Source organism: Agrococcus sp. GW821-FHT14H11 (genome assembly GCF_058803545.1).
The window spans coordinates 35,020-61,710 of sequence record NZ_JBXAPA010000010.1; the positions used below are offsets into that span (position 1 = coordinate 35,020).

22 protein-coding genes are annotated in these 26,691 nt (G+C 74.0%); 13 read left to right on the plus strand and 9 right to left on the minus strand.

What is annotated here, in order from left to right; translation table 11 throughout:
• Positions 1–75: 75 nt before the first annotated feature.
• Together glgB and AC1RNL_RS11720 are read right to left on the minus strand one after the other, a co-directional pair.
• Positions 76–2,238 (minus strand): 1,4-alpha-glucan branching protein GlgB, encoded by a 2,163-nt coding sequence (gene glgB / locus AC1RNL_RS11715; RefSeq protein WP_146356903.1) that lies wholly within the window; start codon positions 2,236–2,238, stop codon positions 76–78.
• Positions 2,235–4,226, minus strand: a complete 1,992-nt coding sequence (locus tag AC1RNL_RS11720; protein ID WP_492935348.1) for an alpha-1,4-glucan--maltose-1-phosphate maltosyltransferase — start codon at positions 4,224–4,226, stop codon at positions 2,235–2,237. The genes glgB and AC1RNL_RS11720 overlap by 4 nt, the downstream gene beginning before the upstream one ends.
• Positions 4,227–4,300: 74 nt before the next feature.
• Between AC1RNL_RS11720 and glgP the strand changes: the two genes are divergently transcribed.
• Together glgP and AC1RNL_RS11730 are read left to right on the plus strand one after the other, a co-directional pair.
• Positions 4,301–6,838 carry an alpha-glucan family phosphorylase gene (glgP, locus tag AC1RNL_RS11725; RefSeq protein WP_492935329.1) on the plus strand — a complete coding sequence of 846 codons (2,538 nt, stop codon included), beginning with the start codon at positions 4,301–4,303 and terminating at the stop codon, positions 6,836–6,838.
• 281 nt (positions 6,839–7,119) lie between these two features.
• Positions 7,120–7,581 carry a hypothetical protein gene (locus AC1RNL_RS11730; protein ID WP_310124662.1) on the plus strand — a complete coding sequence of 154 codons (462 nt, stop codon included), beginning with the start codon at positions 7,120–7,122 and terminating at the stop codon, positions 7,579–7,581.
• 126 nt (positions 7,582–7,707) lie between these two features.
• Here the strand turns inward: AC1RNL_RS11730 and glgX are convergent, their stop codons facing one another.
• Positions 7,708–9,819, minus strand: a complete 2,112-nt coding sequence (gene glgX, locus AC1RNL_RS11735; protein ID WP_492935330.1) for a glycogen debranching protein GlgX — start codon at positions 9,817–9,819, stop codon at positions 7,708–7,710.
• 20 nt (positions 9,820–9,839) lie between these two features.
• Here glgX and AC1RNL_RS11740 point away from each other — a divergent pair, with 20 nt between their 5' ends.
• Positions 9,840–10,970 (plus strand): cysteine desulfurase family protein, encoded by a 1,131-nt coding sequence (locus AC1RNL_RS11740; protein ID WP_492935331.1) that lies wholly within the window; start codon positions 9,840–9,842, stop codon positions 10,968–10,970.
• 18 nt (positions 10,971–10,988) lie between these two features.
• On the opposite strand, the gene AC1RNL_RS11745 is transcribed toward AC1RNL_RS11740, so the two are convergent.
• Both AC1RNL_RS11745 and AC1RNL_RS11750 read right to left on the minus strand, forming a co-directional pair.
• Complete coding sequence (locus AC1RNL_RS11745; RefSeq protein WP_492935332.1) at positions 10,989–11,555, minus strand: DUF2238 domain-containing protein; 567 nt, start codon at positions 11,553–11,555, stop codon at positions 10,989–10,991.
• Positions 11,552–12,325 (minus strand): glycosyltransferase family 2 protein, encoded by a 774-nt coding sequence (locus AC1RNL_RS11750; RefSeq protein ID WP_310124673.1) that lies wholly within the window; start codon positions 12,323–12,325, stop codon positions 11,552–11,554. The genes AC1RNL_RS11745 and AC1RNL_RS11750 overlap by 4 nt, the downstream gene beginning before the upstream one ends.
• A gap of 68 nt (positions 12,326–12,393) precedes the next feature.
• Here AC1RNL_RS11750 and mnmA point away from each other — a divergent pair, with 68 nt between their 5' ends.
• A complete protein-coding gene (gene mnmA / locus AC1RNL_RS11755) occupies positions 12,394–13,497 on the plus strand; it encodes a tRNA 2-thiouridine(34) synthase MnmA (RefSeq protein ID WP_492935333.1) in 1,104 nt (367 codons plus the stop codon).
• Positions 13,498–13,531: 34 nt separating this feature from the next.
• Here mnmA and AC1RNL_RS11760 read toward each other — a convergent pair whose 3' ends face one another.
• Positions 13,532–14,053 carry a hypothetical protein gene (locus tag AC1RNL_RS11760; RefSeq protein ID WP_492935334.1) on the minus strand — a complete coding sequence of 174 codons (522 nt, stop codon included), beginning with the start codon at positions 14,051–14,053 and terminating at the stop codon, positions 13,532–13,534.
• Positions 14,054–14,073: 20 nt separating this feature from the next.
• On the minus strand, positions 14,074–14,484 hold the full coding sequence (locus AC1RNL_RS11765) for a DUF4383 domain-containing protein (protein ID WP_492935335.1): 411 nt from the start codon (positions 14,482–14,484) through the stop codon (positions 14,074–14,076).
• Positions 14,485–14,669: 185 nt separating this feature from the next.
• Here AC1RNL_RS11765 and ligA point away from each other — a divergent pair, with 185 nt between their 5' ends.
• The 3 genes from ligA to AC1RNL_RS11780 are packed head-to-tail and all read left to right on the plus strand — an operon-like array spanning position 14,670 to position 18,663.
• On the plus strand, positions 14,670–17,021 hold the full coding sequence (gene ligA, locus AC1RNL_RS11770; RefSeq protein WP_492935336.1) for an NAD-dependent DNA ligase LigA: 2,352 nt from the start codon (positions 14,670–14,672) through the stop codon (positions 17,019–17,021).
• On the plus strand, positions 17,021–17,527 hold the full coding sequence (locus AC1RNL_RS11775; RefSeq protein ID WP_128188691.1) for a mycothiol transferase: 507 nt from the start codon (positions 17,021–17,023) through the stop codon (positions 17,525–17,527). The genes ligA and AC1RNL_RS11775 overlap by 1 nt, the downstream gene beginning before the upstream one ends.
• Complete coding sequence (locus tag AC1RNL_RS11780; RefSeq protein WP_492935337.1) at positions 17,524–18,663, plus strand: AAA family ATPase; 1,140 nt, start codon at positions 17,524–17,526, stop codon at positions 18,661–18,663. Before AC1RNL_RS11775 ends, AC1RNL_RS11780 begins: the two co-directional genes overlap by 4 nt.
• Here AC1RNL_RS11780 and AC1RNL_RS11785 read toward each other — a convergent pair.
• Complete coding sequence (locus AC1RNL_RS11785) at positions 18,660–19,727, minus strand: Rv2578c family radical SAM protein (RefSeq protein ID WP_492935338.1); 1,068 nt, start codon at positions 19,725–19,727, stop codon at positions 18,660–18,662. The two genes, AC1RNL_RS11780 and AC1RNL_RS11785, sit on opposite strands and share 4 nt — an antisense overlap.
• A gap of 68 nt (positions 19,728–19,795) precedes the next feature.
• Here AC1RNL_RS11785 and AC1RNL_RS11790 point away from each other — a divergent pair, with 68 nt between their 5' ends.
• The 5 genes from AC1RNL_RS11790 to AC1RNL_RS11810 all read left to right on the plus strand — a co-directional run bounded on the left by AC1RNL_RS11790 (position 19,796) and on the right by AC1RNL_RS11810 (position 24,574).
• Positions 19,796–20,770 carry a YdcF family protein gene (locus AC1RNL_RS11790; RefSeq protein WP_492935339.1) on the plus strand — a complete coding sequence of 325 codons (975 nt, stop codon included), beginning with the start codon at positions 19,796–19,798 and terminating at the stop codon, positions 20,768–20,770.
• Positions 20,771–20,824: 54 nt separating this feature from the next.
• Positions 20,825–21,124 carry an Asp-tRNA(Asn)/Glu-tRNA(Gln) amidotransferase subunit GatC gene (gene gatC / locus AC1RNL_RS11795; RefSeq protein WP_146356921.1) on the plus strand — a complete coding sequence of 100 codons (300 nt, stop codon included), beginning with the start codon at positions 20,825–20,827 and terminating at the stop codon, positions 21,122–21,124.
• Entirely contained in the window at positions 21,121–22,674 is a 1,554-nt protein-coding gene (gene gatA, locus AC1RNL_RS11800) for an Asp-tRNA(Asn)/Glu-tRNA(Gln) amidotransferase subunit GatA (RefSeq protein ID WP_492935340.1), read from the plus strand. Before gatC ends, gatA begins: the two co-directional genes overlap by 4 nt.
• Positions 22,671–24,182, plus strand: a complete 1,512-nt coding sequence (gatB, locus tag AC1RNL_RS11805; protein ID WP_146356925.1) for an Asp-tRNA(Asn)/Glu-tRNA(Gln) amidotransferase subunit GatB — start codon at positions 22,671–22,673, stop codon at positions 24,180–24,182. The genes gatA and gatB overlap by 4 nt, the downstream gene beginning before the upstream one ends.
• Positions 24,183–24,301: 119 nt before the next feature.
• A complete protein-coding gene (locus AC1RNL_RS11810; protein WP_492935341.1) occupies positions 24,302–24,574 on the plus strand; it encodes a GlsB/YeaQ/YmgE family stress response membrane protein in 273 nt (90 codons plus the stop codon).
• Positions 24,575–24,635: 61 nt separating this feature from the next.
• Here AC1RNL_RS11810 and AC1RNL_RS11815 read toward each other — a convergent pair whose 3' ends face one another.
• Positions 24,636–25,562, minus strand: a complete 927-nt coding sequence (locus AC1RNL_RS11815) for an LLM class F420-dependent oxidoreductase (protein ID WP_492935342.1) — start codon at positions 25,560–25,562, stop codon at positions 24,636–24,638.
• A gap of 86 nt (positions 25,563–25,648) precedes the next feature.
• Here AC1RNL_RS11815 and AC1RNL_RS11820 point away from each other — a divergent pair, with 86 nt between their 5' ends.
• Complete coding sequence (locus tag AC1RNL_RS11820; protein ID WP_492935343.1) at positions 25,649–26,683, plus strand: LLM class F420-dependent oxidoreductase; 1,035 nt, start codon at positions 25,649–25,651, stop codon at positions 26,681–26,683.
• Positions 26,684–26,691: the final 8 nt, after the last annotated feature.

The following is a 26,691-nucleotide window of genomic DNA, read 5'->3' on the forward strand; positions in this document are numbered from 1 at the left end:
CCGCAGCACCTGACGCCGAAGGGCGCCTCCCCTGGGAGGCGCCCTTCGCGCGTCAGGCCTCAGCGCCTCCGCGCCTCAGGCGGCCGGCGTCGCCTTCGGGCGCAGCAGCAGGCCGGCGAGCGGCGGGATCGTGACCGTCGCGGACGCGGGGCGGCCGCCCCACGGCTCCTCGAGCGCGCGGACGGCGCCGAGGTTGCCGACGCCGGAGCCGCCGAACTCGACCGCGTCGGAGTTCACCACCTCCTCCCACTCGCCCGCGAACGGCAGCCCCATCCGGTAGCCCTCGATGGGACGGCCGGAGAAGTTGACGATCGCCGCGAGCGGGTCGCCGTTCGCGCCCCAGCGGAGGAACGCGATGACGTTGTCGGAGGAGTTGCCGCCGTCGATCCACTCGAAGCCGCCGGGCTCGTTGTCGCGCAGCCACAGCGCCTCGGTCTCGCGGTACACCCGGTTCAGCTGCGACACGAGCGCCATGAGCCCGCGGTGCACGGGCTGGTCGAGGATCCACCAGTCGAGCCCGCGCGCCTCGCTCCACTCGCTCGGCTGCCCGAACTCCTGGCCCATGAACAGCAGCTGCTTGCCCGGGTGCGCCCACATGAAGGTCAGGTACGCGCGCACCGAGGCGAGCTTCTGCCACTGGTCGCCCGGCATCTTGCCGAGCAGCGAGCCCTTGCCGTGCACGACCTCGTCGTGGCTGATCGGCAGCACGAACTGCTCGCTGAACGCGTAGAGGAACGAGAACGTGATCTCGCCGTGGTGGTGCGAGCGGTACATCGGGTCGACCGCCATGTACTGGAGCGTGTCGTGCATCCAGCCCATGTTCCACTTCATGCCGAAGCCGAGCCCGTCGGCGCTCGTGGGCTTCGTGACGCCGGGCCACGAGGTCGACTCCTCGGCGATCATGACGATGCCGGGGCAGCGGCGGTAGACGGTCGCGTTGACCTCCTGCAGCAGCGCGATGGCCTCGAGGTGCTCGCGTCCGCCGTGCACGTTCGGCAGCCACTCGCCGTCCTTGCGGGAGTAGTCGAGGTAGAGCATCGAGGCGACCGCGTCGACGCGCAGGCCGTCGATGTGGAACTCCTCCATCCAGTACACGGCGTTCGCGACCAGGAAGTTCTTCACCTCCGGGCGGCCGAAGTCGAACACGTGCGTGCCCCAGTCGGGCTGGTCGCCGCGCCGCGGGTCGGGGTGCTCGTAGAGCGCGCGGCCGTCGAAGCGGGCGAGCGCCCACTCGTCCTTCGGGAAGTGCCCGGGCACCCAGTCGACGAGCACGCCGTAGCCGGCGCGGTGCAGCCGGTCGATGAGGTAGCGCAGGTCGTCGGGGTGGCCGAAGCGGCTCGTCGGCGCGAAGTAGCCGGTCACCTGGTAGCCCCAGGAGCCGCCGAACGGGTGCTCGGCGAGCGGCATGAACTCGACGTGCGTGAAGCCCGTCTCCTCCAGGTGCTCGATGAGCGCATCCGCCATCTCGCGGTAGCCGAGGCCCGGCCGCCACGAGCCGAAGTGCAGCTCGTAGATCGACATGGGGGAGTTGTGCACGTCGCGCGCGGCACGGGAGCGCATCCACTCGTCGTCGCTCCACGCGAAGCGGCTGCGGCCGACCTTCGAGGCCGTGGCGGGCGGCACCTCGGTGTAGCGCGCCATCGGGTCGGCGCGCGTCACCCAGCCGTGGTCGGTGAGGATCTCGTACTTGTAGGCGCTGTGCTCGAGGTCGCCGGGCACGAAGAGCTCCCAGACGCCGCTCGCGCCCATGGTGCGCATCGCGTGCGCGCGGCCCGACCAGTCGTTGAAGTCGCCGATGACGCGCACCGCGCGGGCATTGGGCGCCCAGACCGCGAACGAGGCGCCCGCGACCCCCTCATGCTCGCGCAGCCGGGAGCCGAGCACCTGCCAGGCCTGCTCGTGCCGGCCCTCGCGCCACAGGTGCAGGTCGAGCTCGCCGAGCGTGGGCGTGAAGCGGTACGGGTCCTCGTCCTCCCAGCTGCCGCCGTCGCCGTAGGTCGTGCGCAGGCGGTAGGGGCGGATGGGCCCGGGCACGACGGCCTCCCACACGCCGGCGCCGAGGTGCTCCATGGGCGTCGTCGCCTCGCCGACGACCGCGACCGCGTCGGCCAGGTGCCGCACGGCGCGCACGACGTGCGACGCATCCGCGCCGTCCGCCGGATGCGCGCCGAGCAGGTCGTGCGGCGCGGGGTGCTCGCCCGCGGCGAGGCGGTGGAGGGTGGCGTCGTCGAGCATCATGCCCCCGATCGTCGCACGTGGATCACGTGCACCGGCTCGACGAACGCGTCGAGCCGCACGAAGCTGTGGTCGCTCCAGGTCCACGTCTGGCCGGTGATGAGGTCGTGCGCCTCGAACGACTCGCCGTGCCGCAGGCCCAGCTTCGTCAGGTCGAGGTGCACGGTCGTCTCGCGCGCCGAGTGCGGGTCGACGTTCGCGACGACGATGATCGTGTCGTCCTCGCCCGACTCGGTGAAGCGGCCCTCGACGTGCTTCGAGTAGACGAGGATCGCGTCGTCGTCGGACCAGTGCACGTCGAGCGCCCACAGCTGCCGGATGGCGGGATGCTCGCGGCGGATCTCGTTGAGGCGGGCGATGTACGGCGCGATGGTCGTGCCGTTGCGCGCCGCCTGCTCCCAGTCGCGCGGCCGGTACTCGTACTTCTCGTTGTCGATCGCCTCCTCGGCGCCGGGGCGCGCGACGTCCTCGATGAGCTCGTAGCCGGCGTACATGCCCCACGTGGGCACCGCGGTCGCGGCGATCGCCGCGCGCAGCTTGAAGGCGGGCACGCCGCCGAACTGCAGGAACTCGGTGAGGATGTCGGGCGTGTTCACCCAGAACGCGGGCTTGAACCACGCGGCCTGCGGGCCGGTGACCTCGCGCAGGTACTCCTCGAGCTCGGCCTTCGTGTTGCGCCACGCGAAGTACGTGTACGACTGCTGGAAGCCGACCTTGCCGAGCGCCTGCATCATCGCCGGGCGCGTGAAGGCCTCGGCGAGGAAGACGACGTCGGGGTGCTTGGCGTTCACGTCGCGGATGAGCCGCTCCCAGAACCACAGCGGCTTCGTGTGCGGGTTGTCGACGCGGAAGATCTGCACGCCGCAGCCGACCCACAGGTCGATGATGCGCAGCACCTCGTCGAGGATGCCCTGGGGGTCGTTGTCGAAGTTGACCGGGTAGATGTCCTGGTACTTCTTCGGCGGGTTCTCGGCGAAGGCGATCGTGCCGTCGGGGAGGGTCGTGAACCACTCGGGGTGCTCGGTGACCCACGGGTGGTCGGGGGCCGCCTGGAGGGCGAGGTCCATCGCGACCTCGAGCCCCGCATCCGCCGCCCGGCGCACGAACTCGCGGAAGTCGTCGATCGTGCCGAGGTCGGGGTGGATGGTGTCGTGGCCGCCCGCCTTCGAGCCGATCGCCCACGGGCTGCCGGGGTCGCCCGGCTGCGGCGTGAGGGTGTTGTTGGGGCCCTTGCGGTTGACCTCGCCGATGGGGTGCACCGGCGGCAGGTAGAGCACGTCGAAGCCCATCTCGGCGACGCCCGGCAGCCGCTCGGCGGCGGTCGCGAACGTGCCGGAGCGCCAGCTGCCGTCCTCGAGCCGCACGGCGCCCTCGGAGCGCGGGAAGAACTCGTACCAGGCGCCGACGGCGGCGCGGGTGCGCTCGACGCGGAGCTTGAGGGTCTCGGATGCGGTGACGAGCGAGCGGGGACGGTGCCGGTCGACCGCGGCGAGCACGTCGGGGTCGTTGACCGCCGCCCAGCGGGCGAGCGGCGGCACCGCGGTGTCGGCCATCGCGGCGGCTGCGCGGCTGAGCAGCAGCGCGTCAGGCCCCTTCGCGGCGCCCGCGGCGCGCGCGAGCAGCTGCGAGCCCATGGTCGCCATGAGCTCGACGTCGATGCCGGCGGCGATCTTGATCTCGGCGTTGTGGTGCCACGTGGCCCACTCGTCGGCCCACGCCTCGACGTGCCAGCGCCACAGGCCCTGCTCGTCGACCTGCGCGAGCGCGCGGTGCCGGTCGAGGCCGTCGTGCAGCGGCTCCATCGGCACGCGGCGGCGCGCGCCCGAGGGGGCGCGGAGCACGAGCGTCACGCCGATGCGGTCGTGGCCCTCGCGGAACGCCACCGCCTCGAACGGCACGACGTCGCCGACCACCGCCTTCGCGGGGAATCGGTTGCCGGGCTGCTGCGGGGCAAGGTCGAGCACCGGGATCCGGCCGGACAGGACATCCATCTGCTTCACCACGCGACCAACCTACCCAGGCGCGCCTGCGAGGAGGGAGGGACGCGGCACTAGGCTCTGTGCTCGTGAGAGCGATCCGCAAGTTCACCGTCCGCACGTCCCTGCCCGAGCGCCTGCGCCGGCTCGAGACGCTCGCCTCCAACCTGCGCTGGTCGTGGCACGAGCCGACGCGCGAGCTGTTCCGCGAGATCTCGCTCGACGGCTGGCGCGAGACCGGCCACGACCCCGTGCAGCTGCTGGGCTGGGTGGGCACCGAGCGCCTCGCGCAGCTCGCCGCCGACGACGACTTCGTCGCGCGCGTCGACGCGCTCGCCGACGACCTCGACGACTACCTGTCGCAGGCGCGGTGGTACCAGTCGCTCGAGGACGCGCCGGAGTCGATCGCGTACTTCTCGCCCGAGTTCGGCATCACGAGCGCGCTGCCGCAGTACTCCGGCGGCCTCGGCATCCTCGCGGGCGACCACCTGAAGGCGGCGAGCGACCTGGGCGTGCCCATCGTCGGCGTCGGCCTCTTCTACCAGGCGGGCTACTTCAAGCAGGCGATCTCGCGCGAGGGCTGGCAGGAGGAGTCCTACCCGGTGCTCGACCCCGACGGGCTGCCGCTCACGATCCTCCGCCGCGCCGACGGCACGCACGCGACCGTGTCGCTCGCGCTGCCCGGCGGCCGCACGCTCCACGCGCGCATCTGGCAGGCCACGATCGGCCGCGTGCCGCTGCTGCTGCTCGACACGAACATCCACGAGAACGACGACGAGCTGCGCGGCGTCGCCGCTCGCCTCTACGGCGGCGGCGGCGAGCACCGCCTGCGCCAGGAGCTGCTGCTCGGCATCGGCGGCGTGCGCGCGCTCGGCGTCTTCTCCGAGCTCACCGGGGCGCCAGCGCCCGCGGTGTTCCACTCCAACGAGGGCCACGCCGGCTTCCTCGGCATCGAGCGGATGTCGCAGCTGATCGGCCGCGGCCTGTCGTTCGACGAGGCGCTGCAGGTGGTGCGCGCCGGCACCGTCTTCACGACGCACACGCCCGTGCCGGCCGGCATCGACCGCTTCGACATCGAGCTCGTGCGCCGCCACCTCACCGGCGAGCTCGTGCCCGGCGTCGACGTCGAGCGGGTGCTGCAGCTCGGCCGCGAGGAGGATCCGGGCATCTTCAACATGGCGCAGCTCGGCTTCTCGATCGCGCAGCGCGCGAACGGCGTCTCGAAGCTGCACGGCGCGGTCTCGCGCAGCATGTTCCAGTCGCGATGGCCCGGCTTCGACACCGTCGAGGTGCCGATCACGTCGGTCACCAACGGCGTCCACGCGCCGACCTGGACGTCGCCCGTGCTCAAGCACCTCGCCGAGCGCGAGCTCGGCACGCTCGACACGACGCGCTGCGACTGGGCCTCGGACGCGGTCTCGGACGAGACGATCTGGCGCGCCCGCACCGAGATGCGCGCGCACCTCATCGAGGACGCGCGCATGCGCACGCGCCGCAAGCACGAGCGCAACGAGGGCGTGGCGCCGGCCTGGATCGACGACATGCTCGACCCCGAGGCCCTCACGATCGGCTTCGCCCGCCGCGTGCCGACCTACAAGCGGCTCACGCTCATGCTCCACGACCGCGACCGCCTGCGCGCGATCCTCACGAACGCCGAGCGTCCCGTGCAGCTCGTGATCGCCGGCAAGTCGCACCCGGCTGACGAGGCCGGCAAGGCGCTCATCCAGGAGCTCGTGCGCTTCTCGCAGGAGCCCGACGTGCGCGGCCGCATCGTGTTCCTCGAGAACTACGACATCTCGATGGCGAAGTCGCTCTACCCGGGCTGCGACGTGTGGCTCAACAACCCGCTGCGCCCGCTCGAGGCGTGCGGCACGAGCGGCATGAAGGCGGCGCTCAACGGCTCGCTCAACCTGTCGATCCTCGACGGCTGGTGGGAGGAGTACTTCGACGGCCACAACGGCTGGGCGATCCCCTCGGCCCACGAGCAGATGGATGCCGCGGCGCGCGACGCGTTCGAGGCGAACGCGCTCTACGAGCTCATCGAGCACCAGGTGGCGCCGCGCTTCTACGACCGCGACGAGCGGGGCCTCCCGACCGCGTGGATCGCGTCGATCCGCCACACGCTCGCGACGCTGAGCCCCGGCCTCTCGGCCGAGCGCATGCTCGGCGAGTACGTGACGCGGCTCTACGCGCCCGCCGCCGCCGCATCGGCCGCGGCGCTCGCGGACGACGCGGCGCCCGCCCGCGCCTTCGCGGCGTGGACGCGGCGGATGCGCGACGCGTTCGGTGCGATCGAGGTGCGGCACGTGGAGGTCGACGGCGTCGACACGCCGCCGATCGTGGGCGACGAGGTGCGCGTGCGCGCCTTCGTGCACCTCGGCTCGCTGACGCCCGAGGACGTCACGGTCGAGGTGATCGCGGGCTCGATCACGGAGGAGGGCGACCTGCGCCGCACCCGTCGCTTCGCGCTCGAGCCCGCCGAGGTCGAGGGCGGCGTGCACCGCTTCGAGTCGGCGATCCCGCTCGCGCTCGCCGGCACGTTCGGCTACACCGTGCGCGTCGTGCCGCGCCACCCGATGCTCGCGTCCGTCGCCGAGCTGGGGCTCGTCGCCTACGCCCGGGGCTGACGGGCGGCTCGACGCAGCCTCGGACCTGACGAGGACTCCGTGCTCATGGCGACGGTGGACCGCAGCACGGTCGAGCTTGAACCCGATCAGACCCTGCGGACGTGTCCCGAGAGGGCACTCATATTGAGGGGTGTCAGGATCGGGTCGGCGGGGTAGCCTCCGATCAACAGCGGGAATCCCTGGCGATCGAGAGGGATTCAGAGGAGTTCGGTCGACCGTCAGCAAGGGTTCCGAGGATGGCCTTCAAGTCGGGAATCCAGTACAGCTAGGGCAGGGATGCGATGCAGCGCAAGATGAAGTTCGCCGCTCTCAGCGGAGCTGTGCTCGTGGTCGCAGGCCTTGGATTCGGCGCCGGAGCAGCGGCCGGAGTAGCGCCCGTGCTCTTCGCTCCGCTCGGCGTGTCGACGGATACCAGAACGCAGCCGATGCCGGCTCCTGACTACGCGGAGAACGACTCCGGCCTCACCTACGGGTCAGCCGCCGAAGCCGCGTCACCGGATCAGGAGCCTGATCTCATCGCTGCCATGGCGACGAACGGACGCCAAGGCTACGTGAGGAAGACCGACCTCGACGGCGCGAATGGCTCTGCGGCAGCTGCCGGCTTCAGGTCGCCGGAGGAGGCGCTCGCCTGGCAGGCCGAGCGAGCGGCAGAGGTTGCACGAGGTGTGGCCGACCCTACGATCCCCGTGTACGCCCAGGACGGCTTCACGGTGATCGGTGAGTTCCTGGTCGCTGGGCCGTAGCGCCCAGAGCGGCTACCGACCACCGACACCGCAGGCGTTCGCGCTGACCGTGGTTCGATGCGGAGTGCTGCTCGGCGCGCAGCTCGTCTACGGTCAGGTTGGCGCCGCGCCTCGGCTTGACGCAGACTAGGCCGGATCGGCCGCCGGCGGCGAGGCAGGGGTGCGCAGGCGCACCACCGTCGCCTCCGGCGCGCCGGCCGCGGGCATCCCGTGCACGGCGTACACGCGCATGCTCATCGCCGGCATCGGCACCCGCTCGGCGGGGACCGCGAGCGCGTCGTCGATGCGGTCGGAGGCCGAGTCCCACAGCAGGGCGTAGCCGGTGGCGCCGTCGGCCTCGGGCAGCGTGACGACCGCCTCGCGCGGCGAGCCGTGGAAGACCACGAGCACGCGCGAGTAGGGCTCCTCGATCGGCGTCGACTCGGCGAGCATCTGCATCGTGCGGTCGTGGGAGTGGTCCCAGTCGTCGATCGTCATGCGCAGCCCCGCGGCGTTGTACCAGTCGAGCCGCGACGAGCCGGCCACGCGCTGCCCGGTCTGGCCGTACTCGAGCGGGCGGAGCGCCGGGTGCTCGCGCCGAAGCTGCAGGAGCCGCCGCGTCTGCGCGTGGAACGCGTCCTGCCAGTCCTTCCGGTCCCACCGCATCCATGTCAGCGCCGAGTCCTGGCAGTAGGCGTTGTTGTTGCCCCGTTGCGTGCGGCCGAACTCGTCGCCCATCGTGAGCATCGGCACGCCGGCCGAGACGAGCAGGGTGCCGAGCAGGTTGCGCATCGACCGGCGGCGGTCGAGCTGGATCGCGACGTCCTCGGTGCGGCCCTCGACGCCGTGGTTGTACGAGCGGTTCTCGTCGGCGCCGTCGCGGTTCTCCTCGCCGTTGCCCTCGTTGTGCTTCTGGTCGTAGCGGGTGAGGTCGGTGAGCGTGAAGCCGTCGTGGGCGGTGATGAGGTTGACGCTCTCGAGCGGCCCGCGCCCGCTCGCGAAGAGCCCCTCCGAGCCCGAGACGGCGTGCGCGAGCGGGCCGACCCCGGTCGCGCCCTGCCCGCCGTGGCGGAACGAGCGGTAGTCGCTGAGCCAGAACTGCCGCACCGTGTCGCGGTAGCGGTCGTTCCACTCGCTGAAGCCGTCGGGGAAGCGGCCGGTCTGCCAGCCGTCGGGGCCCACGTCCCACGGCTCGGCGATCATCGTCGCGTCGGTGAGCGCGGGGTCGGTGAGGATGCGCCGCAGCAGCGGGTGCTGCGGGTCGAAGGCGCCGTCGGCGCCGCGGCCGAGCACCGGGGCGAGGTCGAAGCGGAAGCCGTCGATCTGCAGGTCCTGGTGCCAGTAGCGCAGCGAGTCGATGACGAGCTGCTGCGCGGCCGGCACCGAGAAGTCGACGGTGTTCCCGCAGCCGGTCCAGTCGACGAGCCCGCCGTCGTCGGCGACGCGGTAGTAGGAGGCGTTGTCGATGAGCCGCAGGCTCGAGGGCGGACCGCCCATGCCCTCCTCGGAGGTGTGGTTGTAGACCACGTCGAGGAACACCTGCAGCCCCGCCTCGTGCAGCAGCCGCACCATGCCCTTGAACTCGCGCAGCACGCCGCCGGTGCCGTCGAACTGCGCGCGCCGCGACGCGTAGGCGCCGTGGGGCGCGAAGAAGCTGAGCGTGTTGTAGCCCCAGTAGTTGACGCGGCCCTGCTGCAGGAGCCTCTGCTCGGAGACGAACAGGTGGATCGGCAGCAGCTGCACCGTCGTCACGCCGAGGTCCTGCAGGTAGGCGATCGTCGACGGATGCGCGAGGCCGGCGTACGTGCCGCGCAGCTCGGCGGGCAGGTGGGGGCTGAGCTTCGTGAGCCCCTTCACGTGCGCCTCGTAGATCACCTGCTGCGACAGCGGCACCGTCGGCCGCGCGACGCCGCCCCAGTCGAAGGCGGGGTCGATGACGGTCGCGCGGTGCTGGCCGTGCGGGGTGCGCACGATGCCGCGCGCGTGCGGCGGCACGGCGTGGCGCTCGGGGTCGAACGCGTGGCCCGGCCCGCTCGGCCCGTGCACGCCGACGGCGTACGGGGTGCCGAGCTGCAGCAGCTCGGAGTCGATCGTGAAGTCGTCGCCGACCCGCTCCATCGGCACCGAGTGCAGCAGCCAGTCGGGGTCGTCGCGGTCGAAGACGCGCAGCTCCATCGCGGTCGCGTGGCGCGACCACACGGTGAGCCGGTGCCCGGCTGCGGTGCGCTCGATGCCCCGCGCTCGGACTGGCTGATCCACGCGCTCTAGGGTAGGGGAGCATGCGCCTGTTCGATCACGCCGCGGCGACCAGCATGCGGCCGTCAGTGCGGCGGGCGCTCGCAGAGGCTGCGCCCCTGGCCAACCCGGCCTCGACCCATCGCGAGGGGCAGCGCGCGCGGGCGGTGCTCGAGGATGCGCGGGAGCGGCTCGCGGCGGTGCTCGGGGCGCACCCGACCGAGGTCGTCCTCACCTCGGGCGGCACCGAATCCATCAACCTCGCCCTCAAGGGCGCCTGGTGGGCGGCGCGCGACGCGGGCGAGCCCGGAGCGCTCGTGGTGCCGGTCGCCGAGCACCACGCGACGCTCGACGCCGTCGCCTGGCTCGAGCGGCAGGGCGCGCCGGTGCGCTGGGTGGGCGTCGACGCGCACGCGGTCACCGATGCCGAGGCGCTCGCGGCGGCGCTCGTCGACGGCGGCCGCGCGTCGGTCGCGACCATGCTCGTCGCGAGCAACGAGGTGGGCTCGCTGCAGCCGGTCGAGGCGGTCGCGGATGCGTCGGCGCGCGCAGGCGTGCCGCTGCACCTCGACGCCGTGGGCGCGATGGGCCACGTGCCGCTGCGGTTCGCCGAGACGGGCGCGGCGCTCATGAGCGTCGCGAGCCACAAGATCGGCGGACCGCACGGCGTCGGCGCGCTCGTCGTGCGGCGCGACGCGCGCCTCGAGGCGCTGCACCACGGCGGCGGCCAGCAGCGCGGGCTGCGGTCGGGCACGCAGGATGCGCTCGGCGCGTCGCTCTTCGCGCTCGCCGCGGAGGAGGCGCTCGCCGAGCTCGACGCCGAGGCGGCGCGGCTGCGGGCGCTCACGGAGCGCATGCTGACGGCCGCCGCGGCGATCGAGGGCGTGCGACTGCTGGTCGCCGAGCCGCGCCTGCCGCACATCGCGCACCTCGTGGTCGAGGGCGCGGAGGGTGAGGCGCTGCAGTTCCTGCTCGACGAGGCGGGCTTCGCGGTCTCCAACGGCTCGGCGTGCTCGGCGGGCGTCGCCCGCGAGTCGCACGTGGTGCGCGCGTGCGGGCTCACCGGCGTCGCGCCGCTGCGGCTCTCGCTCGGGCGCACGACGACCGAGGAGGACGTCGAGGCGCTGCTCGGGGCACTGCCGGCCGCGGTGGCGCGGGCGCGCGCGCTGCGCTGACGCTCGCTTCGTCGCGCCTCAGCGCACCGCACGGCGCGGGGCCGCGACGCGCTCGGCGACGACGGCCGCGGCCAGCGCGCCCGCGCCGTCGGCGAGCAGGTCGGTGAGGGTGTCCTCGTAGCCGACGCGGATCGTCTCCGTCAGGAGCGCGTGCCCCGCCCACTCGCCGAGCTCCCACAGCAGCCCCAGCACGACGACCGCGCTCGTGACGTGCAGCACCCGCGCCACCGCATCCCGCCGCCCCGGCTCCGACGGCACCAGTCGCAGCTGCAGCAGCACGTCGCGCATCAGCAGCGCGAGAACCGCGCCGCTGCCGACGTGCGCGGCGACGTCGAGCCAGGGCACGACCTCGTAGGCGCCGGTGACCGCGAACCACGCCGAGGCGAGCAGCATCGCCTGGCCGACGAGGTCGGTGACGGTCGGCACCCGGGCGAAGCGCAGCGCCATCGCGCCGCCGAGCGTGAGGAGCATCGCGGCGGCCGATGGACCGCCCGCGACGGCGCCGGCGAGCGGCACCGAGGCCGCGACCACGAGCCGCAGCGCGTCGCCCGGCAGCCAGCGACCCTGCGAGGCGAGCCAGGTCACGCGCGGGCGCGCAGGTCGGGGCCGCCCGCGCGCAGCACCCAGCGGCGGCCGGGAGACCCCTCCGTCTCCCAGTTGCGGCGGAACGTGCGCATCGCGACGGCGACGCGGTCACGAGCGTCGTCGCGGCTGCGGAAGATGCGGCCCTCCACCTCGACGCGCAGGTCGCGGTCGAACCGCAGCCGCGCGCACGGGCCGAGCCGCATCGTGAGGTCGAGGTCGTCGTGCAGGGCCGGGTCGTCGCGCTCGACGAGCGGCGAGACGGCCGTCCACGTCGAGCGGCGCAGCGCCATGTTCGAGCCCCACAGCGGCACGTTCGCGATCGCGGCGCCGCCCGCGACGAAGGTGCCGAGCGCGTAGGCGGTGCTCGCGATGGCCGTCCAGCGCGGCGGCAGGTCGTGGAACCGGCCGGGCCCGGTGAGCCCCTGGAGCGCCGGGTCGGCGGCGAAGGCGGCGCGGATGCGCTCGATCCAGTCGGCGGGCACGACCGAGTCGGCGTCGCAGCGCGCGATGACGTCGCCCGCGGCGGCGTCGTAGCCGGCCGCGGCGGCCGCGGGGATGCCGGGCCGCGGCTCCTGCACGACGCGCGCGCCGGCCGCGAGCGCGACCGCGGCCGAGTCGTCGAGGCAGCCGTTGTCGACGACGATCACCTCGAGCGGCGCGACCGTCTGCGCGCGCAGCCGCTCAAGGCAGCGGGCGAGCGCGGGGGCGTCGTCGAGCACCGGGATCACGACGGAGACGCGCAGGGGGCTCGAGCTGGGCGCATCCGTCACGTCACCAGAGTGCCACGAGCCGCCGGGCCGCGCCCGCCGATCGGTAGCCTGGATGCGAGGGGGAGCGCATGAAGGTGCTGGCAGCCATGTCGGGCGGGGTCGACTCGGCCGTCGCCGCCGCGCGCGCCGTCGACGCCGGCCACGAGGTCGTCGGCGTGCACCTCGCGCTCAGCCGCATGCCGGGCACCCTCCGCACCGGCAGCCGCGGCTGCTGCACCGTCGAGGACGCGATGGATGCGCGCCGGGTCGCCGACCGGCTCGGCATCCCGTTCTACGTGTGGGACTTCTCGGAGCGCTTCCACGCCGACGTCGTGCAGGACTTCGTCGACGAGTACGCGGCCGGCCGCACGCCGAACCCGTGCCTGCGCTGCAACGAGCGCATCAAGTTCGAGGCGCTGCTCGACCGCGCGATCGGCCTCGGCTTCGACCGCGTCGTCACGGGCCACTACGCGCGCGTCGAGCACGGCGACGACGGGCCGCAGCTGCACCGCGCCGCCGACTGGGCGAAGGACCAGTCGTACGTGCTCGGGGTGCTCACGGAGGAGCAGCTGCGGCACTGCTGGTTCCCGCTCGCCGACACGCCGACCAAGGGGGCGGTGCGCGCGGAGGCGGCCGAGCGAGGCTTCCTGCTCGCGCAGAAGCCCGACAGCCACGACATCTGCTTCATCCCCGATGGCGACACGCGCGGCTTCCTCGCCGAGCGGCTCGGCGCCGAGCCCGGCGAGATCGTCGACCGCGACGGCGCCGTGGTGGGCCAGCACGCCGGCGTGCACGGCTACACCGTCGGCCAGCGCCGCGGGCTGTCGCTCGGCGTGCCCTCGCCCGACGGCCGGCCGCGCTTCGTGCTCGAGGTCAAGCCCTCGACGCGGCAGCTCGTCGTCGGGCCCGAGGAGGCCCTGGCCGTGTCGCGGCTGGCCGGCACCCGCGTCTCCCACGCCGGGCCGGCGCATCCGGGCCTCGCCGAGGGCCTCGACGTCGAAGTGCAGATCCGCGCGCACGCCGACCCCGTGCCCGCGCGGGCGCGGATGGTGGGCGACGAGCTCGTGATCGATCCGGCCGCGCCGCTGCGCGGCGTGGCGACGGGGCAGTCGGCGGTGCTCTACCTCGGCACGCGGGTGCTCGGGCAGTGCACGATCGACCGCACGGTCGCGGCCGACGCCGTGCCCGCCTGACGCGTCAGGTCGGCCCGGCAGCGGCAGGGAGGCCTCAGTGGCCGCTGTGCTCCACGAGCACGGGGCCCTCGAGCGCCGGCTCGTCGGCGGGGGCGTCGACGGCCGCGCCGTGCTCGCCGTGGGGCTGCGCGAAGGCGCCCGCGTTCGTGCCCGCGAGGGCCGCAGTGGCGACGGTGGCGACGACGGCCGCCGAGGCCGCGACGGCCAGCAGCGCCGGCAGCGCCCGCGGCTCGGCGCTCGTGCGGCGGCCGAGGGCGAGCAGCGCGGCGGCGCCGAGCGCGAGCCCCGTCTCGGCGAGCATCGGTCCGAGGGGGAGGGACGACGCCGCGGCAGGGGCGGCGACGAGCGCCGCGAGCCAGACCGCGGTCGGTGCCGCGAAGGGGGCGAGGATCGCCGGCCCCGGCAACGGGCCGCCCCGCAGGGCGAGCACCGCGACCGCGAGCTGCGCGGCGCCGGCGGCGAGCACGAGCACCGCGATCCAGACGGGTGCCGCGGCGCCCACCGCGAGTGCGATGAGCGCCGCGCCGAGCGCTGCCACGGCTCCGCAGATCCGCATCAGCGCATCCATGGTCGGTCCTACGCCGCCGCGTGGCGGGTCGCGGTGCTGCGGTCGAGGGCGAGGCCCGTGCCGAGCAGCACGATCGCCGAGGCGAGGTGCAGGATGTGGTCGGCCGTGTTGAGCGCCAGGATGTTGAGCGCCGTGCCGACCAGGAAGAAGCCGACGATGCCGAGCAGCAGGTAGACGGCGCCGACGGTGACGTTGACGCGCTTCGCTGCGGCGGTGCTGCGCAGGCCGGCGGCCAGCAGTGCGGCGCCGATCAGCAGGTGGGCGATGTTGTGCAGGTGGTTCACCTGGAAGATGCCGAGCAGCAGCCCGCCCTCCTCACCGGCGAAGTTCGAGCCGGCCACGAAGAGGCCGAGGACGCCGACGAGCAGGTAGACGGCGCCGAAGACGGTGGCGACGAGGCGGTTCGGGGACTGGGACATGACTTCTCCTTGTGTCTGGGCCGTTGCCGGCCTGCGCCGGGTCGGCGCGGGATGTCGATCAGGGTTCGGAGCCCCGCGCCGCGCGGATTGGCCGGATGCGAGGAATCGCAGTGCGGATCGACAGCCGTTGCATAGGGACGCTGCGGGACAGCCCGGCTGTCAGCACCCGAGTGCAGAATGGGCGCATGGTGGGAATCGAGGCCGAGGCCTCCCTCAGCGACGCGAACGCCAGGGCGCAGGAGCTGCGCTCGCAGATCGAGGAGGCGAGCGCCGCCTACTACGACCGCGACCAGTCGCTCATCGACGACGCGACCTACGACGCCCTCGTGCAGGAGCTCGACGCGCTCGAGCGCGAGCACCCCGAGCTGCAGAGCCAGGACTCGCCGACCCAGGCGGTGCAGGGCGGCACCGGCAGCGGCCTGCCGACGATCGAGCACCGCGAGCGCATGCTGAGCCTCGACAACGTCTTCTCGGTCGACGAGCTGCGGGAGTGGTGCGCGAAGGCCGAGGCCGCGGCGGGCCGGCGGGTGCGATGGCTGACCGAGCTGAAGATCGACGGGCTCGCGGTCTCGCTGCGCTACGAGCACGGCGAGCTGACCTCCGCCGCCACGCGCGGCGACGGCCGGGTCGGTGAGGTCGTGACGGTCAACGCGCTGCGCGTCGCGGGCGTGCCCGAGCGGCTCGCGGGCACGGGGCATCCCGCGCTCGTCGAGGTGCGCGGCGAGGTCTTCATCCCCGTCGAGGCCTTCGAGCGGCTGAACGCCCTCCAGGCCGAGCTGCGGGGCCGCTCGGTCGAGGAGGATCGCGCGAAGCACGCGCGTCGCCCGGCGCCCGGCCGAGCGGAGTTCGACGAGGAGCGCGCGGCCGAGCGCGCAGCGCGCCGGTTCCCCGCGTTCGCCAACCCGCGCAACGCCGCCTCGGGCGGCCTGCGGCAGCAGCTCGAGAAGAAGACCGGGCTCGAGCGCGAGGCGGGCGAGGAGCGCATCGCGGCGCTCGCGATGTACGTGCACGGCTTCGGCGCCTGGCCCGATCCGCCGGTCGCGGCGCAGAGCGAGGTCTACGGGCTCCTCGCCGACTGGGGCCTGCCGACGAGCCCGCACGTCGAGGTGCTGGAGGGCATCGACGACGTCGTCGCCTACGTCGAGCGCTTCGGCGAGCGCCGGCACGCGGTCGAGCACCAGCTCGACGGCATCGTCGTGAAGGTCGACGAGCTCGCGCTGCACGACGAGCTCGGGCAGACGTCGCGCGCGCCCCGCTGGGCGATCGCGTACAAGTACCCGCCGGAGGAGGTGCACACGAAGCTCCTCGACATCGTGGTGAGCGTGGGCCGCACGGGGCGCGCGACCCCGTACGCGAACATGGAGCCGGTGCACGTGGCCGGCTCGGTCGTGCGGCAGGCGACGCTCCACAACCAGGACGTCGTGCGCGTCAAGGGCGTGCTGATCGGCGACACGGTCGTGCTGCGGAAGGCCGGCGACGTGATCCCCGAGGTGCTCGGGCCGGTCGTCGAGCTGCGCGACGGCACCGAGCGCGAGTTCGTGATGCCGACCGCGTGCCCCGAGTGCGGCACGACGCTCCGCCCCATGAAGGAGGGCGACGTCGACCTGCGGTGCCCCAACGCGAAGGACTGCCCGGCCCAGGTGCGCGGCCGCGTCGAGCACATCGGCAGCCGCGGGGCGCTCGACGTCGAGGCGCTCGGCGAGGTGACGGCGGCGGCGCTGACGCAGCCGAGCGTGCCCGCCGAGCCGCCGCTCGCGACCGAGGCGGGCCTGTTCGCGCTCACGCTCGAGCAGCTCGTGCCGATCGAGGTGATCGTCCGCGACGCCGAGACGGGGCAGCCGAAGCTCGACGACGAGGGCGCGCCGGTCGTGCGCCGGCCCTTCCAGCGCGCGTCGAGCGCCGCCGAGCGGAAGGCGGGCGCCAAGGGGCCGCAGCCGTCGAAGCAGGCCGAGACGCTGCTCGCCGAGCTCGAGCGCGCGAAGACCAAGGATCTGTGGCGGCAGCTGGTCTCGCTGAACATCCGGCACGTGGGGCCCGTGGCGGCGCGCGCGCTCGCCGACTGGTTCGGCTCCCTCGCGGCGATCGAGGCGGCGACCCCCGAGGAGCTGGCGGAGGTCGAGGGCGTGGGCCCGACCATCGCCGAGGCGGTGGTCGAGTGGCTCGCCGTCGACTGGCACCAGGAGATCGTGCGCGCGTGGCGCGACGCGGGCGTGCGGTTCGCGACGCCCGGTCACCCCGGCCCCGGCAAGGCGGGCGAGCGCGGCGGCGTGCTCGCAGGCCTCACCGTGGTCGCGACCGGCACGCTCGAGGGCTACACGCGCGAGGGCGCGCAGGAGGCGATCATCGCGGCCGGCGGCAAGGCCGCGTCGAGCGTCTCGAAGAAGACCGACTTCGTCGCCGCCGGGCCGGGCGCGGGCTCGAAGCTCGCGAAGGCCGAAGACCTCGGCATCCGCATCCTCGACGCCGCGCAGTTCCGCCTGCTCGTCGAGCAGGGGCCGGATGCGCTGCCCGCGGCCGAGACGGGAGCCGAGGCCTGATGGACGCGGTCGCCGTGCTCGCCGAGGCGTTCTCGCGCATCCCCGACGAGGCCCGCCGCGCGGTGCGCGGCCTCACGCCCGAGCAGCTCGTCGAGGCGCCGGGCGGGAGCGCGAACCCGATCGGCTGGCTCGTGTGGCACCTCGCCCGCGGGCAGGATGCGCAGGTCGCCGCGGTCGCCGGCACCGAGCAGGTCTACCTGCAGGGCGACTGGGCGGCGCGCTTCGGGCGCGACCCGGATCCCGCCGACACCGGCTACGGCCACGAGCCCGACGACGTGCGCGCGGTGCGCCCCGAGTCGGCCGAGGCCCTGCTCGACTACCTCGACGCCGTGCACGCCGCGACGCAGCGGTACCTCGGCACGCTCGACGCCGACGACCTCGACCGCGTCGTCGACGAGGCGTGGGATCCGCCGGTGACGCTCGGCGCGCGCCTCGTGAGCATCGTCGACGACGACGTGCAGCACGCCGGCCAGGCGGCGTACGCGCGCGGGCTGCTCGGCGCGTGATCTCGCGGCTCGCGATCGAGGGCTACCGCTCGATCCGGTCCCTCGTGGTCGACCTCGCGCCGCTGACGGTCGTGACGGGCGCGAACGGCTCGGGCAAGTCGAGCCTGTACCGGGCGCTGCGGCTGCTCGCCGACTGCGGCGAGGGGCGCGTGATCGCGTCGCTCGCAGGCGTCGGCGGGCTCGACGCCGTTCGGTGGGCGGGGCCGGAGCGCGGCACGGCGGGCGGCCAGCGCACCGAGGGCACCGTGCGGTCAGGGCCGGTCGCGCTGCGCCTCGGCGTCGCGACCGACGTCCTCGGCTACGCGATCGACCTGGGCCTGCCGGTCGCGCAGCGCAGCGCCTTCGACCTCGATCCCGAGATCAAGCAGGAGCACGTCTTCGCAGGCTCCGACCCGCGGCCGGCGGGCGTGCTCGTCGAGCGGCGGCGGGGCGCCGCGCGCGTGCGCCTCGACGACGGCTGGAGCGACCTCGCCGCGGGCATGCACCCGTGGGCGTCGGTGCTCGACGAGTTCGCGGGGCGGGCCGACGCCGCCGAGCTCGCGGGCACGCGCCGCATGCTGCGCGGCTGGCGGTTCCACGACGCGCTGCGCACCGACGCGGGCGCTCCCGCCCGGCAGCCGCAGGTCGCGACGCGCGCGGCGAGGCTCGACGACGACGGCGCGAACCTCGCGGCGGTGCTGCAGACGTCGATCGAGATGGGCTGGGATCGCGAGCTCGAGCGCGCGGTCGACGACGCCTTCCCCGGCTCCCGCCTGCGCCTGCCGGTGGTCGACGGCCGCATGACGGTCGCGCTCGAGCAGCCGGGGATGCTGCGGCCGCTGTCGGCGCCCGAGCTCTCCGACGGCACGCTGCAGTACCTGCTGCTCACCGCGGCGATGCTCTCCGCCGAGAAGCCGGGGCTCATCGTGCTCAACGAGCCGGAGCGCAGCCTCCACGCCGACCTCCTGCCCGCGCTCGCCGCGCGCATCCGCGACGCCGCGCGCGAGACGCAGGTGCTCGTCGTCACGCACCAGGCGGCGCTCGCCGACGAGCTCGGAGGGCTGCGCGTCGAGCTCGAGAAGGTCTCGGGCGAGACCCGCGTCGCGGGCCGCGAGGGCACGCTCGACCAGCCCTCCTGGCACTGGCCGCGTCGCTAGAAGAGGGTGGGCACCGCGGGGGCGGGCACGGGGACGGCCACCGGCCCGCTCGTCGACGGCAGCTGCGTCGCCCGGCGCGGGGGAGCGGCGAGCCCCGTGCCGGCGCTCGTGCGCACCGGGGCCAGCCGGTGCTCGCGCAGCAGCGGGCGGATGCGGGCGCGCAGCCAGTCGCGGTAGTCGCGGTGCGCGTAGGTGCCGCCGCCGTAGACGCGCCCGTAGAGCGGCACGAGGTGCGGATGCTCCTGCCGCAGCCAGGCCATGTACCACTCGCGGGCGCCCGGCCGCAGGTGCAGCGCGCTCGCGATCGCGCTCGTCGCGCCCGCCTCCGCGATCGCGGCGAACGCCGGCTCGAGGTGCGCCCGCGTGTCGGTGAGGCCGGGCAGGATCGGCATCGCGAAGACGGCGCAGTCGAGGCCCGCGTCGCGCACCGCGCGCACGGTGTCGAGCCGCGCGCGGGTGGTGGGCGTGCCGGGCTCGACCTGCTGCTGCAGCTCGTCGTCGAAGATCGCGATCGACATCGCGATCGACACCGGCACATCCCGGGCGATCGCGGCGAGCAGCGGCAGGTCGCGGCGCAGCAGCGTCCCCTTCGTGAGGATCGAGATGGATGCGCCGTGGCGGGCGAGCGCGCGCAGCACGCCGGGCATGAGCCGGTAGCGGCCCTCGGCCCGCTGGTAGGGGTCGGTGTTGGTGCCCAGCTGCACGGCGGCGACCTCGCGGCGCGGGCCGGCGAGCTCGCGCTCGAGCACCTCGACGAGGTTGGCCTTGACGACGATGCGGGAGTCGAAGTCGGCGCCCGCGTCGAGGTCGAGGTAGGTGTGCGTCTTCCGCGCGAAGCAGTAGCGGCACGCGTGCTGGCAGCCGCGGTAGGGGTTGATCGTCCACGCGCCGCCCATGAAGCCGTCGCCGGCGACGTGGTTGAGCGCGCTCCTGGCCGTCACCTCCAGGAACGACGCGCCGTCGAAGCCCGGGGTCGGCCACGCGTCGAGCACGCTCCCGCGCTCCTCGAGCCCCGGCAGCGCATCCGCGTCGACGTGGGTCGCCGTCTGCCCGTCCCATCGCATGATACCCATTCGAACACACGTTCGATCAGCGCGCAAGCGGCCGCGCCGGGCGGGCTAGGGTGCTGACCGTGAGGGGCGGACGACGGATGCGGCTGGTCCGGCCCGCGCTCTGGGCCGCGATGATCGTCACCGCGGGCACGCTGCTGCTCACGCGCGTGCTGCGCCGGCCGGTCGCCGCCTGGCTCGACGTGCCGGCGGCCGAGGGCGGCTGGGCGCTGCTCGCCGCCGCGGCGCTCGTGGCGACGCTGGGGCTCGGCGGCGCGTCGCTCTGGCACGCGCTCATGCTGCCGAGGCTCGTGCGCGTGCGGCGCATCGACGTGCTCATCGCCGGGCTCGGCGCCGGGATGCTGCTGCTCGCCGCGACGATCGTGGCGCTCGTCGCCGTCGCGCCGGCGCTCGGGCGCGCGGCGCTGCTGCTCGCGCTGCCGCTGTGGGCGGCGGGGCTCGCGGCCGCGGTGCTCGCGATGGCCATGCTCATCCACGGCCGCGCGAGCCGCGCCGCCCCTGCGCCCGGCACCGTGCTCATCCTCGGCGCGGGCCTCCGTGGCCGCGAGGTGGGGCCGCTGCTGCGCCGCCGCGTCGAGCGCGGCGCGGCGGTGTGGCGCTCGGCCCGCGCCCGTCGCCCCGACGCGCGCATCGTCGTCGCCGGCGGGCAGGGCCCCGACGAGGTGCGCACGGAGGCCTCGGCGATGGCCGAGCACCTCGAGCGGCACCTCGGCGTGCCCGCCGACGCGATCGACCTCGAGCAGGCCTCGGCGACGACGCGCGAGAACCTGCGGCTGTCGCGCCCGCTCGTGACGGGCCCCGGGCGCGCGCCGCTCGCGGTGGTCACGAGCGAGTACCACGCGTTCCGCACCGCCTGGCTGCTCGCCGACGAGGGCATCGACGGCACGGTGGTCGGCGCCTGGACCCGGCCCTCCTACCGGCCCGGCGCGGTCGTGCGCGAGGCCCTCGCCGTCGCATCCGACCTCCGGTGGTGGTGCATCGCCGCGGCCGTCGTCCTCGAGGCGCTCGCGGCCTGGCTGCTCGTGGCGCGCCCGTAGGATTGGGGCGACCCCCACGCATCCCGGCCGCGCCGGGGACGACCGAGGAGACGCATGTCCGAGATCACCCGCGAGGAGGTCCAGCACCTGGCTGGACTGGCCCGCATCGCGCTCACCGACGACGAGGTGACGAGCCTCACCTCCGAGCTGTCGAAGATCGTCGACGCCATCGCCGAGGTGCGCGAGGTCGCCGGGCCCGACGTGCCCGCCACGAGCCACCCCGTGCCGATGGCCAACGTCATGCGCGACGACGAGGTGGGCGAGACGCTCACGCGCGAGCAGGTCTTCGCCGGCGCCCCGAGCCACGACGGCGAGCGGTTCCGCGTCTCGGCGATCCTGGGGGAGGAGCAGTGAGCGCCGACCTCACCCGCCTCGCCGGGCACGAGCTCGCCGGGCTCCTCGCCGCCGGCGAGGTCTCGAGCGTCGAGGCGACGCAGGCGCACCTCGACCGCATCGCCGCGGTCGACGGCGAGCTGCACGCCTTCCTGCACGTCAACGCCGGCGCGATCGACCAGGCGCGCGCGATCGACGAGCGCCGCGCGAGCGGCGAGCAGCTGCACGAGCTCGCGGGCGCGCCCGTCGCCATCAAGGACGTGCTCTGCACGGTCGGCATGCCCTCGACCTCGGGCTCGCGCATCCTCGAGGGCTGGATCCCGCCGTACGACGCGACGCCCGTCGCGCGCCTCAAGGCTGCGGGCCTCGTGCCGCTCGGCAAGACCAACATGGACGAGTTCGCCATGGGCTCGTCGACCGAGCACTCCGCCTACGGCCCCACGCGCAACCCGTGGGACCTCGAGCGCATCCCGGGCGGCTCCGGCGGCGGCTCGGCGGCGGCGGTCGCCTCCTTCGAGGCGCCGTTCGCGCTCGGCTCCGACACCGGCGGCTCGATCCGGCAGCCGGCGGCCGTGACCGGCACGGTGGGCGTGAAGCCCACCTACGGCGGCGTGAGCCGCTACGGCTCGATCGCCCTCGCCTCGAGCCTCGACCAGGTCGGGCCCGTGACGCGCACGGTGCTCGACTCGGCGCTCCTGCACGACGTCATCGGCGGCCACGACCCGCACGACTCGACGAGCCTCGACCGCGACTGGCCCTCGTTCGCGGCCGCCGCCCGCGAGGGCGCCGCCGCGGGCGACCTGCGCGGCCTGCGCGTGGGCGTCGTGCGCGAGCTCGACAGCGACGGCATCGCCGCCGACGTCGACGCGCGCTTCCAGGAGGCCGTGCAGCTCATGACGGATGCGGGGGCCGAGGTCGTCGAGGTCTCCTGCCCGTCGTTCGCGTACTCCGTCGCCGCGTACTACCTGATCCTCCCCGCCGAGGCGTCGAGCAACCTCGCCCGCTTCGACTCGGTGCGCTTCGGGCTCCGCGTCGAGCGGCCCGGCCAGACGGTCGAGGATGTGATGGGCGCGACCCGCGAGGCCGGGTTCGGCCCCGAGGTCAAGCGCCGCATCATCCTCGGCACCTACGCGCTCTCGGCCGGCTACTACGACGCCTACTACGGCTCCGCGCAGAAGGTGCGCACGCTCATCCAGCGCGACTTCGACGCGGCCTTCGCGCAGGCCGACCTGCTCATCAGCCCCGCGGCGCCCACGACGGCGTTCAAGCTGGGCGAGAAGCTCGACGACCCGCTCGCGATGTACGTCAACGACATCACGACGATCCCCGCGAACCTCGCGGGCATCCCCGGCATGGGGCTCCCGATGGGCCTCGGCGACGACGGCCTGCCCGTCGGCCTCCAGCTGCTCGCCCCGATGTTCGAGGACGACCGGCTCTACCGCGCCGGCGCCGCCATCGAGGCGCTGCTCGCCGAGCGCTGGGGCGGCATCCTCACCACCAAGGCTCCCCCCCTTCGAGACGCCGCCGCCGGCGGCTCCTCAGGGACCGACCGCACGGAGGCGTCGCGATGAAGGACAAGCTGATGGACTTCGACCGGGCGCTCGAGCTCTTCGAGCCCGTGCTCGGGTTCGAGGTGCACGTCGAGCTCGGCACGCGCACGAAGATGTTCTCGGCGGCGCCCAACCCCGCGCATCCGGACTTCCACGACGTGGAGCCCAACACGCTCGTCGACCCGCTGAGCCTGGGCCTGCCCGGCAGCCTCCCCGTCGTGAACGCGCTCGCCGTGCGGCACTCGATCGCGCTCGGCCTCGCGCTCGGCTGCGAGATCGCCGAGTCGAGCCGGTTCGCGCGGAAGAACTACTTCTACCCCGACGTGCCGAAGAACTACCAGATCTCGCAGTACGACGAGCCCATCGCGTTCGAGGGGCAGGTCGAGATCGAGCTCGCCGACGGGCGCCAGGTGACGATCCCGATCGAGCGCGCGCACATGGAGGAGGACGCCGGCAAGCTCACGCACGTGGGCGGCTCGACCGGCCGCATCCAGGGCGCCGAGTACTCGCTCGTCGACTACAACCGCGCAGGCGTGCCGCTCGTCGAGATCGTGACCAAGCCCATCTTCGGCGCCGAGCACGACGCGCCCGAGCTCGCGAAGGCCTACGTCGCCGCGATCCGCGACATCGTGCTCTCGCTCGGCATCTCCGAGGCGCGGATGGAGCGCGGCAACCTGCGCTGCGACGCCAACGTGAGCCTGCGCCCCCGCGGGCAGGAGCGCCTCGGCACGCGCACCGAGACGAAGAACGTCAACTCGATGCGCTCCGTCGAGCGCGCCGTGCGCTACGAGATCCAGCGGCAGGCGGCGATCCTCGCCGACGGCGGCACGATCACGCAGGAGACCCGCCACTGGCACGAGGACACCGGCACGACGAGCGCCGGCCGCGTGAAGTCGGATGCCGACGACTACCGCTACTTCCCCGAGCCCGACCTGCTGCCCGTGCAGCCGAGCCGCGAGCTCGTCGAAGAGCTGCGCGCGCTGCTGCCCGAGCAGCCCGTCGCGCGCCGCCGGCGCCTGAAGGGCGACTGGGGCTTCAGCGACCTCGAGTTCCAGGACGTCGTGAACGGCGACATGCTGCACGTCGTCGAGGCGACCGTCGCCGCAGGCGCCGCCCCCCAGGCGGCGCGCAAGTGGTGGACGGGCGAGCTCGCGCGCGTCGCCAACGAGCGCGGCGTCGACGCGTCGACGCTCGTCGAGCCGGCCCACGTGGCCGAGCTGCAGCGGCTCATCGACGAGGGCACCCTCACCGACCGGCTCGCCCGGCAGGCGCTCGAGGGCGTCATCGCTGGCGAGGGCAGCCCGAGCGAGGTGGCTGCGGCGCGCGGCCTGCAGGTCGTCACCGACGAGTCGGCGCTCGTGGCGGCGGTCGACGAGGCGCTCGCGGCCCAGCCCGACGTGCTGCAGAAGATCCGCGACGGCAAGGTGCAGGCGGCCGGCGCCGTCATCGGGGCGGTCATGAAGGCGATGCGCGGCCAGGCCGACGCGGCCCGGGTGCGGGAGATCGTCTTGGAGCGCGCTAGCAGCTGACCAGGAACTCTCCAGGAATCTTCAAGGTACCGGGGTACGCTCATTCCTGGTTCCCCGAATTGCGGGGGCCCAGCGGAGTGAAACCCTTGCACCGCTGTCTCGGAGAAGGGACCACACACATGGGCATTCTCGGTTGGATCGTCCTCGGCCTCATCGCTGGGGCCATCGCAAAGCTGATCCTCCCCGGCCGTCAGGGCGGCGGCTGGATCATGACCCTCATCCTGGGCGTCGTCGGAGCACTGCTCGGCGGCTGGCTCGGCTCGATGATCTTCGGTGTCGGCCTGGAGGACTTCTGGTCGCTGCAGACGTGGATCGTGGCCATCGTCGGCGCGATCGTCGTGCTGCTGATCTGGGGCCTCGTGACGAAGAACCGCGGTCGCACGAGCGCCTGACGCTCACGCACCGCAACGAAGGGGGCTGCCTGCGGGCGGCCCCCTTCCGCATGCCCGGGCGCTACCGCGCGACGGGCGAGACGGCCGCGAACGACGCGAGCTCGTCGAGGTGGTCGAGGTCGCCGAGGTCGAGCACCTGCAGGTAGACCCGCTCCACGCCGTCGTCGGCGAGGCGTCCGAGCAGGTCCTGCACCTCGCTGCGCGTGCCCGCGATGCCGTGCTCGCGCAGCTCCGCCGGCTCCCGGCCGATCGCCGCCGCGCGCCGCGCGAACGACGCCTCGTCCTCGCCGACGCACGCGACGAGCGCCACCGAGCGCACGACGGGCCGCTCGCGCTCGGCGCGCTCGATGGCGCGGTCGAGGGCGGCGAAGAGGGGGCGGATGCGGTCGAACGCGGGGAACGAGAGGTTGTGCTCGTCGGCGAACTCGGCCGCGAGGCGCGGGGTGCGCCGCTCGCCCAGCCCGCCCACGATCACGGGGATGCGCTCCTGCACCGGCTTCGGCAGCGCCGGGGAGTCGTCGAGGCGGTAGTGGTCGCCGTCGAACGAGAAGCGGGCGCCGCGCGGCGTCTGCCACAGGCCGGTCACGATCGCCAGCTGCTCCTCGAGCAGGTCGAAGCGCCGCTCGGGGAAGGGGATGCCGAGCGCCGAGTGCTCCTCGGCGAACCAGCCGGTCCCGAGCCCGAGCTCCACCCGCCCGCCCGACATCTGGTCGACGTTCGCGACCTGCACGGCCAGGATGCCCGGCTGCCGGTAGGTGACGGAGGAGACGAGCGTGCCGAGCCGCACCCGCTCGGTGTCGCGCGCCAGCCCCGCGAGCGTCGTCCACGCATCCGTCGGCCCGTAGCCGGGGTCGCCGTCGCCCATGCGCAGGTAGTGGTCGGAGCGGAAGAAGCCGTCGAAGCCGAGCTGCTCGGTGCGCAGCGCGACCGCGAGCAGCTCGTCGTAGGAGGCGCCCTGCTGGGGCTCGGTGAAGATGCGGAAGTCCATGGGCCGAGCCTACGGAAGCGGCCCGCGGCTCGTGCATCCGGGACAAGCGGGCGGATGCGCCGGGCGGGGCTTGGCAGGATCGCACCATGGACTACGGCTACATGCTCGGCTACTGGCGATCGGCCCCGCCCGCGGGAGCGCTCGAGGCGGTGCTCGCGGCGGAGCGGCTCGGCTTCGACTCGATCTGGACGTCGGAGGCGTACGGCTCGGACGCGTTCACCCCGCTCGCGTGGTGGGGCGCGTCGACGTCGCGGATCCGGCTCGCGACGGGCATCGCGCAGCTCTCGGCGCGCACCGCGGCCTCGACGGCGATGACCGCGATGACGCTCGACCACCTCTCGGGCGGCCGCGTCATCCTCGGGCTCGGCGTCAGCGGGCCGCAGGTCGTCGAGGGCTGGTACGGCCAGCCGTTCCCGAAGCCGCTCGCGCGCACGCGCGAGTACGTCGCGATCCTGCGCAGCATCATGGCGCGCGAGGCGCCGGTCACGGCGCCCGGGCCGCAGCTGCCGCTGCCGCTGACGGGGGAGGGTACGACGGGGCTCGGCAAGCCGCTCATCTCGACCCTGCACCCGCTGCGGCCGCGCATCCCCATCCACCTCGCCGCGGAGGGGCCCCGCAACACCGCGCTCGCCGCCGAGATCGCCGACGGGTGGCTGCCGTTCCTCCACTCGCCCTCGCAGGACGCCGCCGCGCGCGCGCTGCTCGCGGAGGGCTTCGCGAAGCGCGATCCGTCCCTGCCGCCGGCGGAGGCGTTCGAGGTGTCGGTGCCCGTGCCGATCGTCGTCGACCGCGACGTCGAGGCGGCTGCCGACCGCGTCCGGCCGATGATCGCCCTCTACGTCGGCGGGATGGGCGCGAAGGGCGCGAACTTCCACTTCGACGCCGTCGCGCGGCTCGGGTACGAGGAGGCGTGCCTGCGCATCCAGGAGCTCTACCTCGAGGGCAGGAAGGCCGAGGCGATCGCGGCGGTGCCGACGGCGCTCGTCGACGAGATCGCGCTCGTCGGCCCGATCGAGCGCGTGCGCGACGGGCTCGCGCGCTGGGAGGCGTCGGTCGTGACCCGGATCCTCGTGCAGGGCGACCTCGCGGCGCTCGAGGCCGTGGCGAGGCTGCGCGGCTAGGATCGACC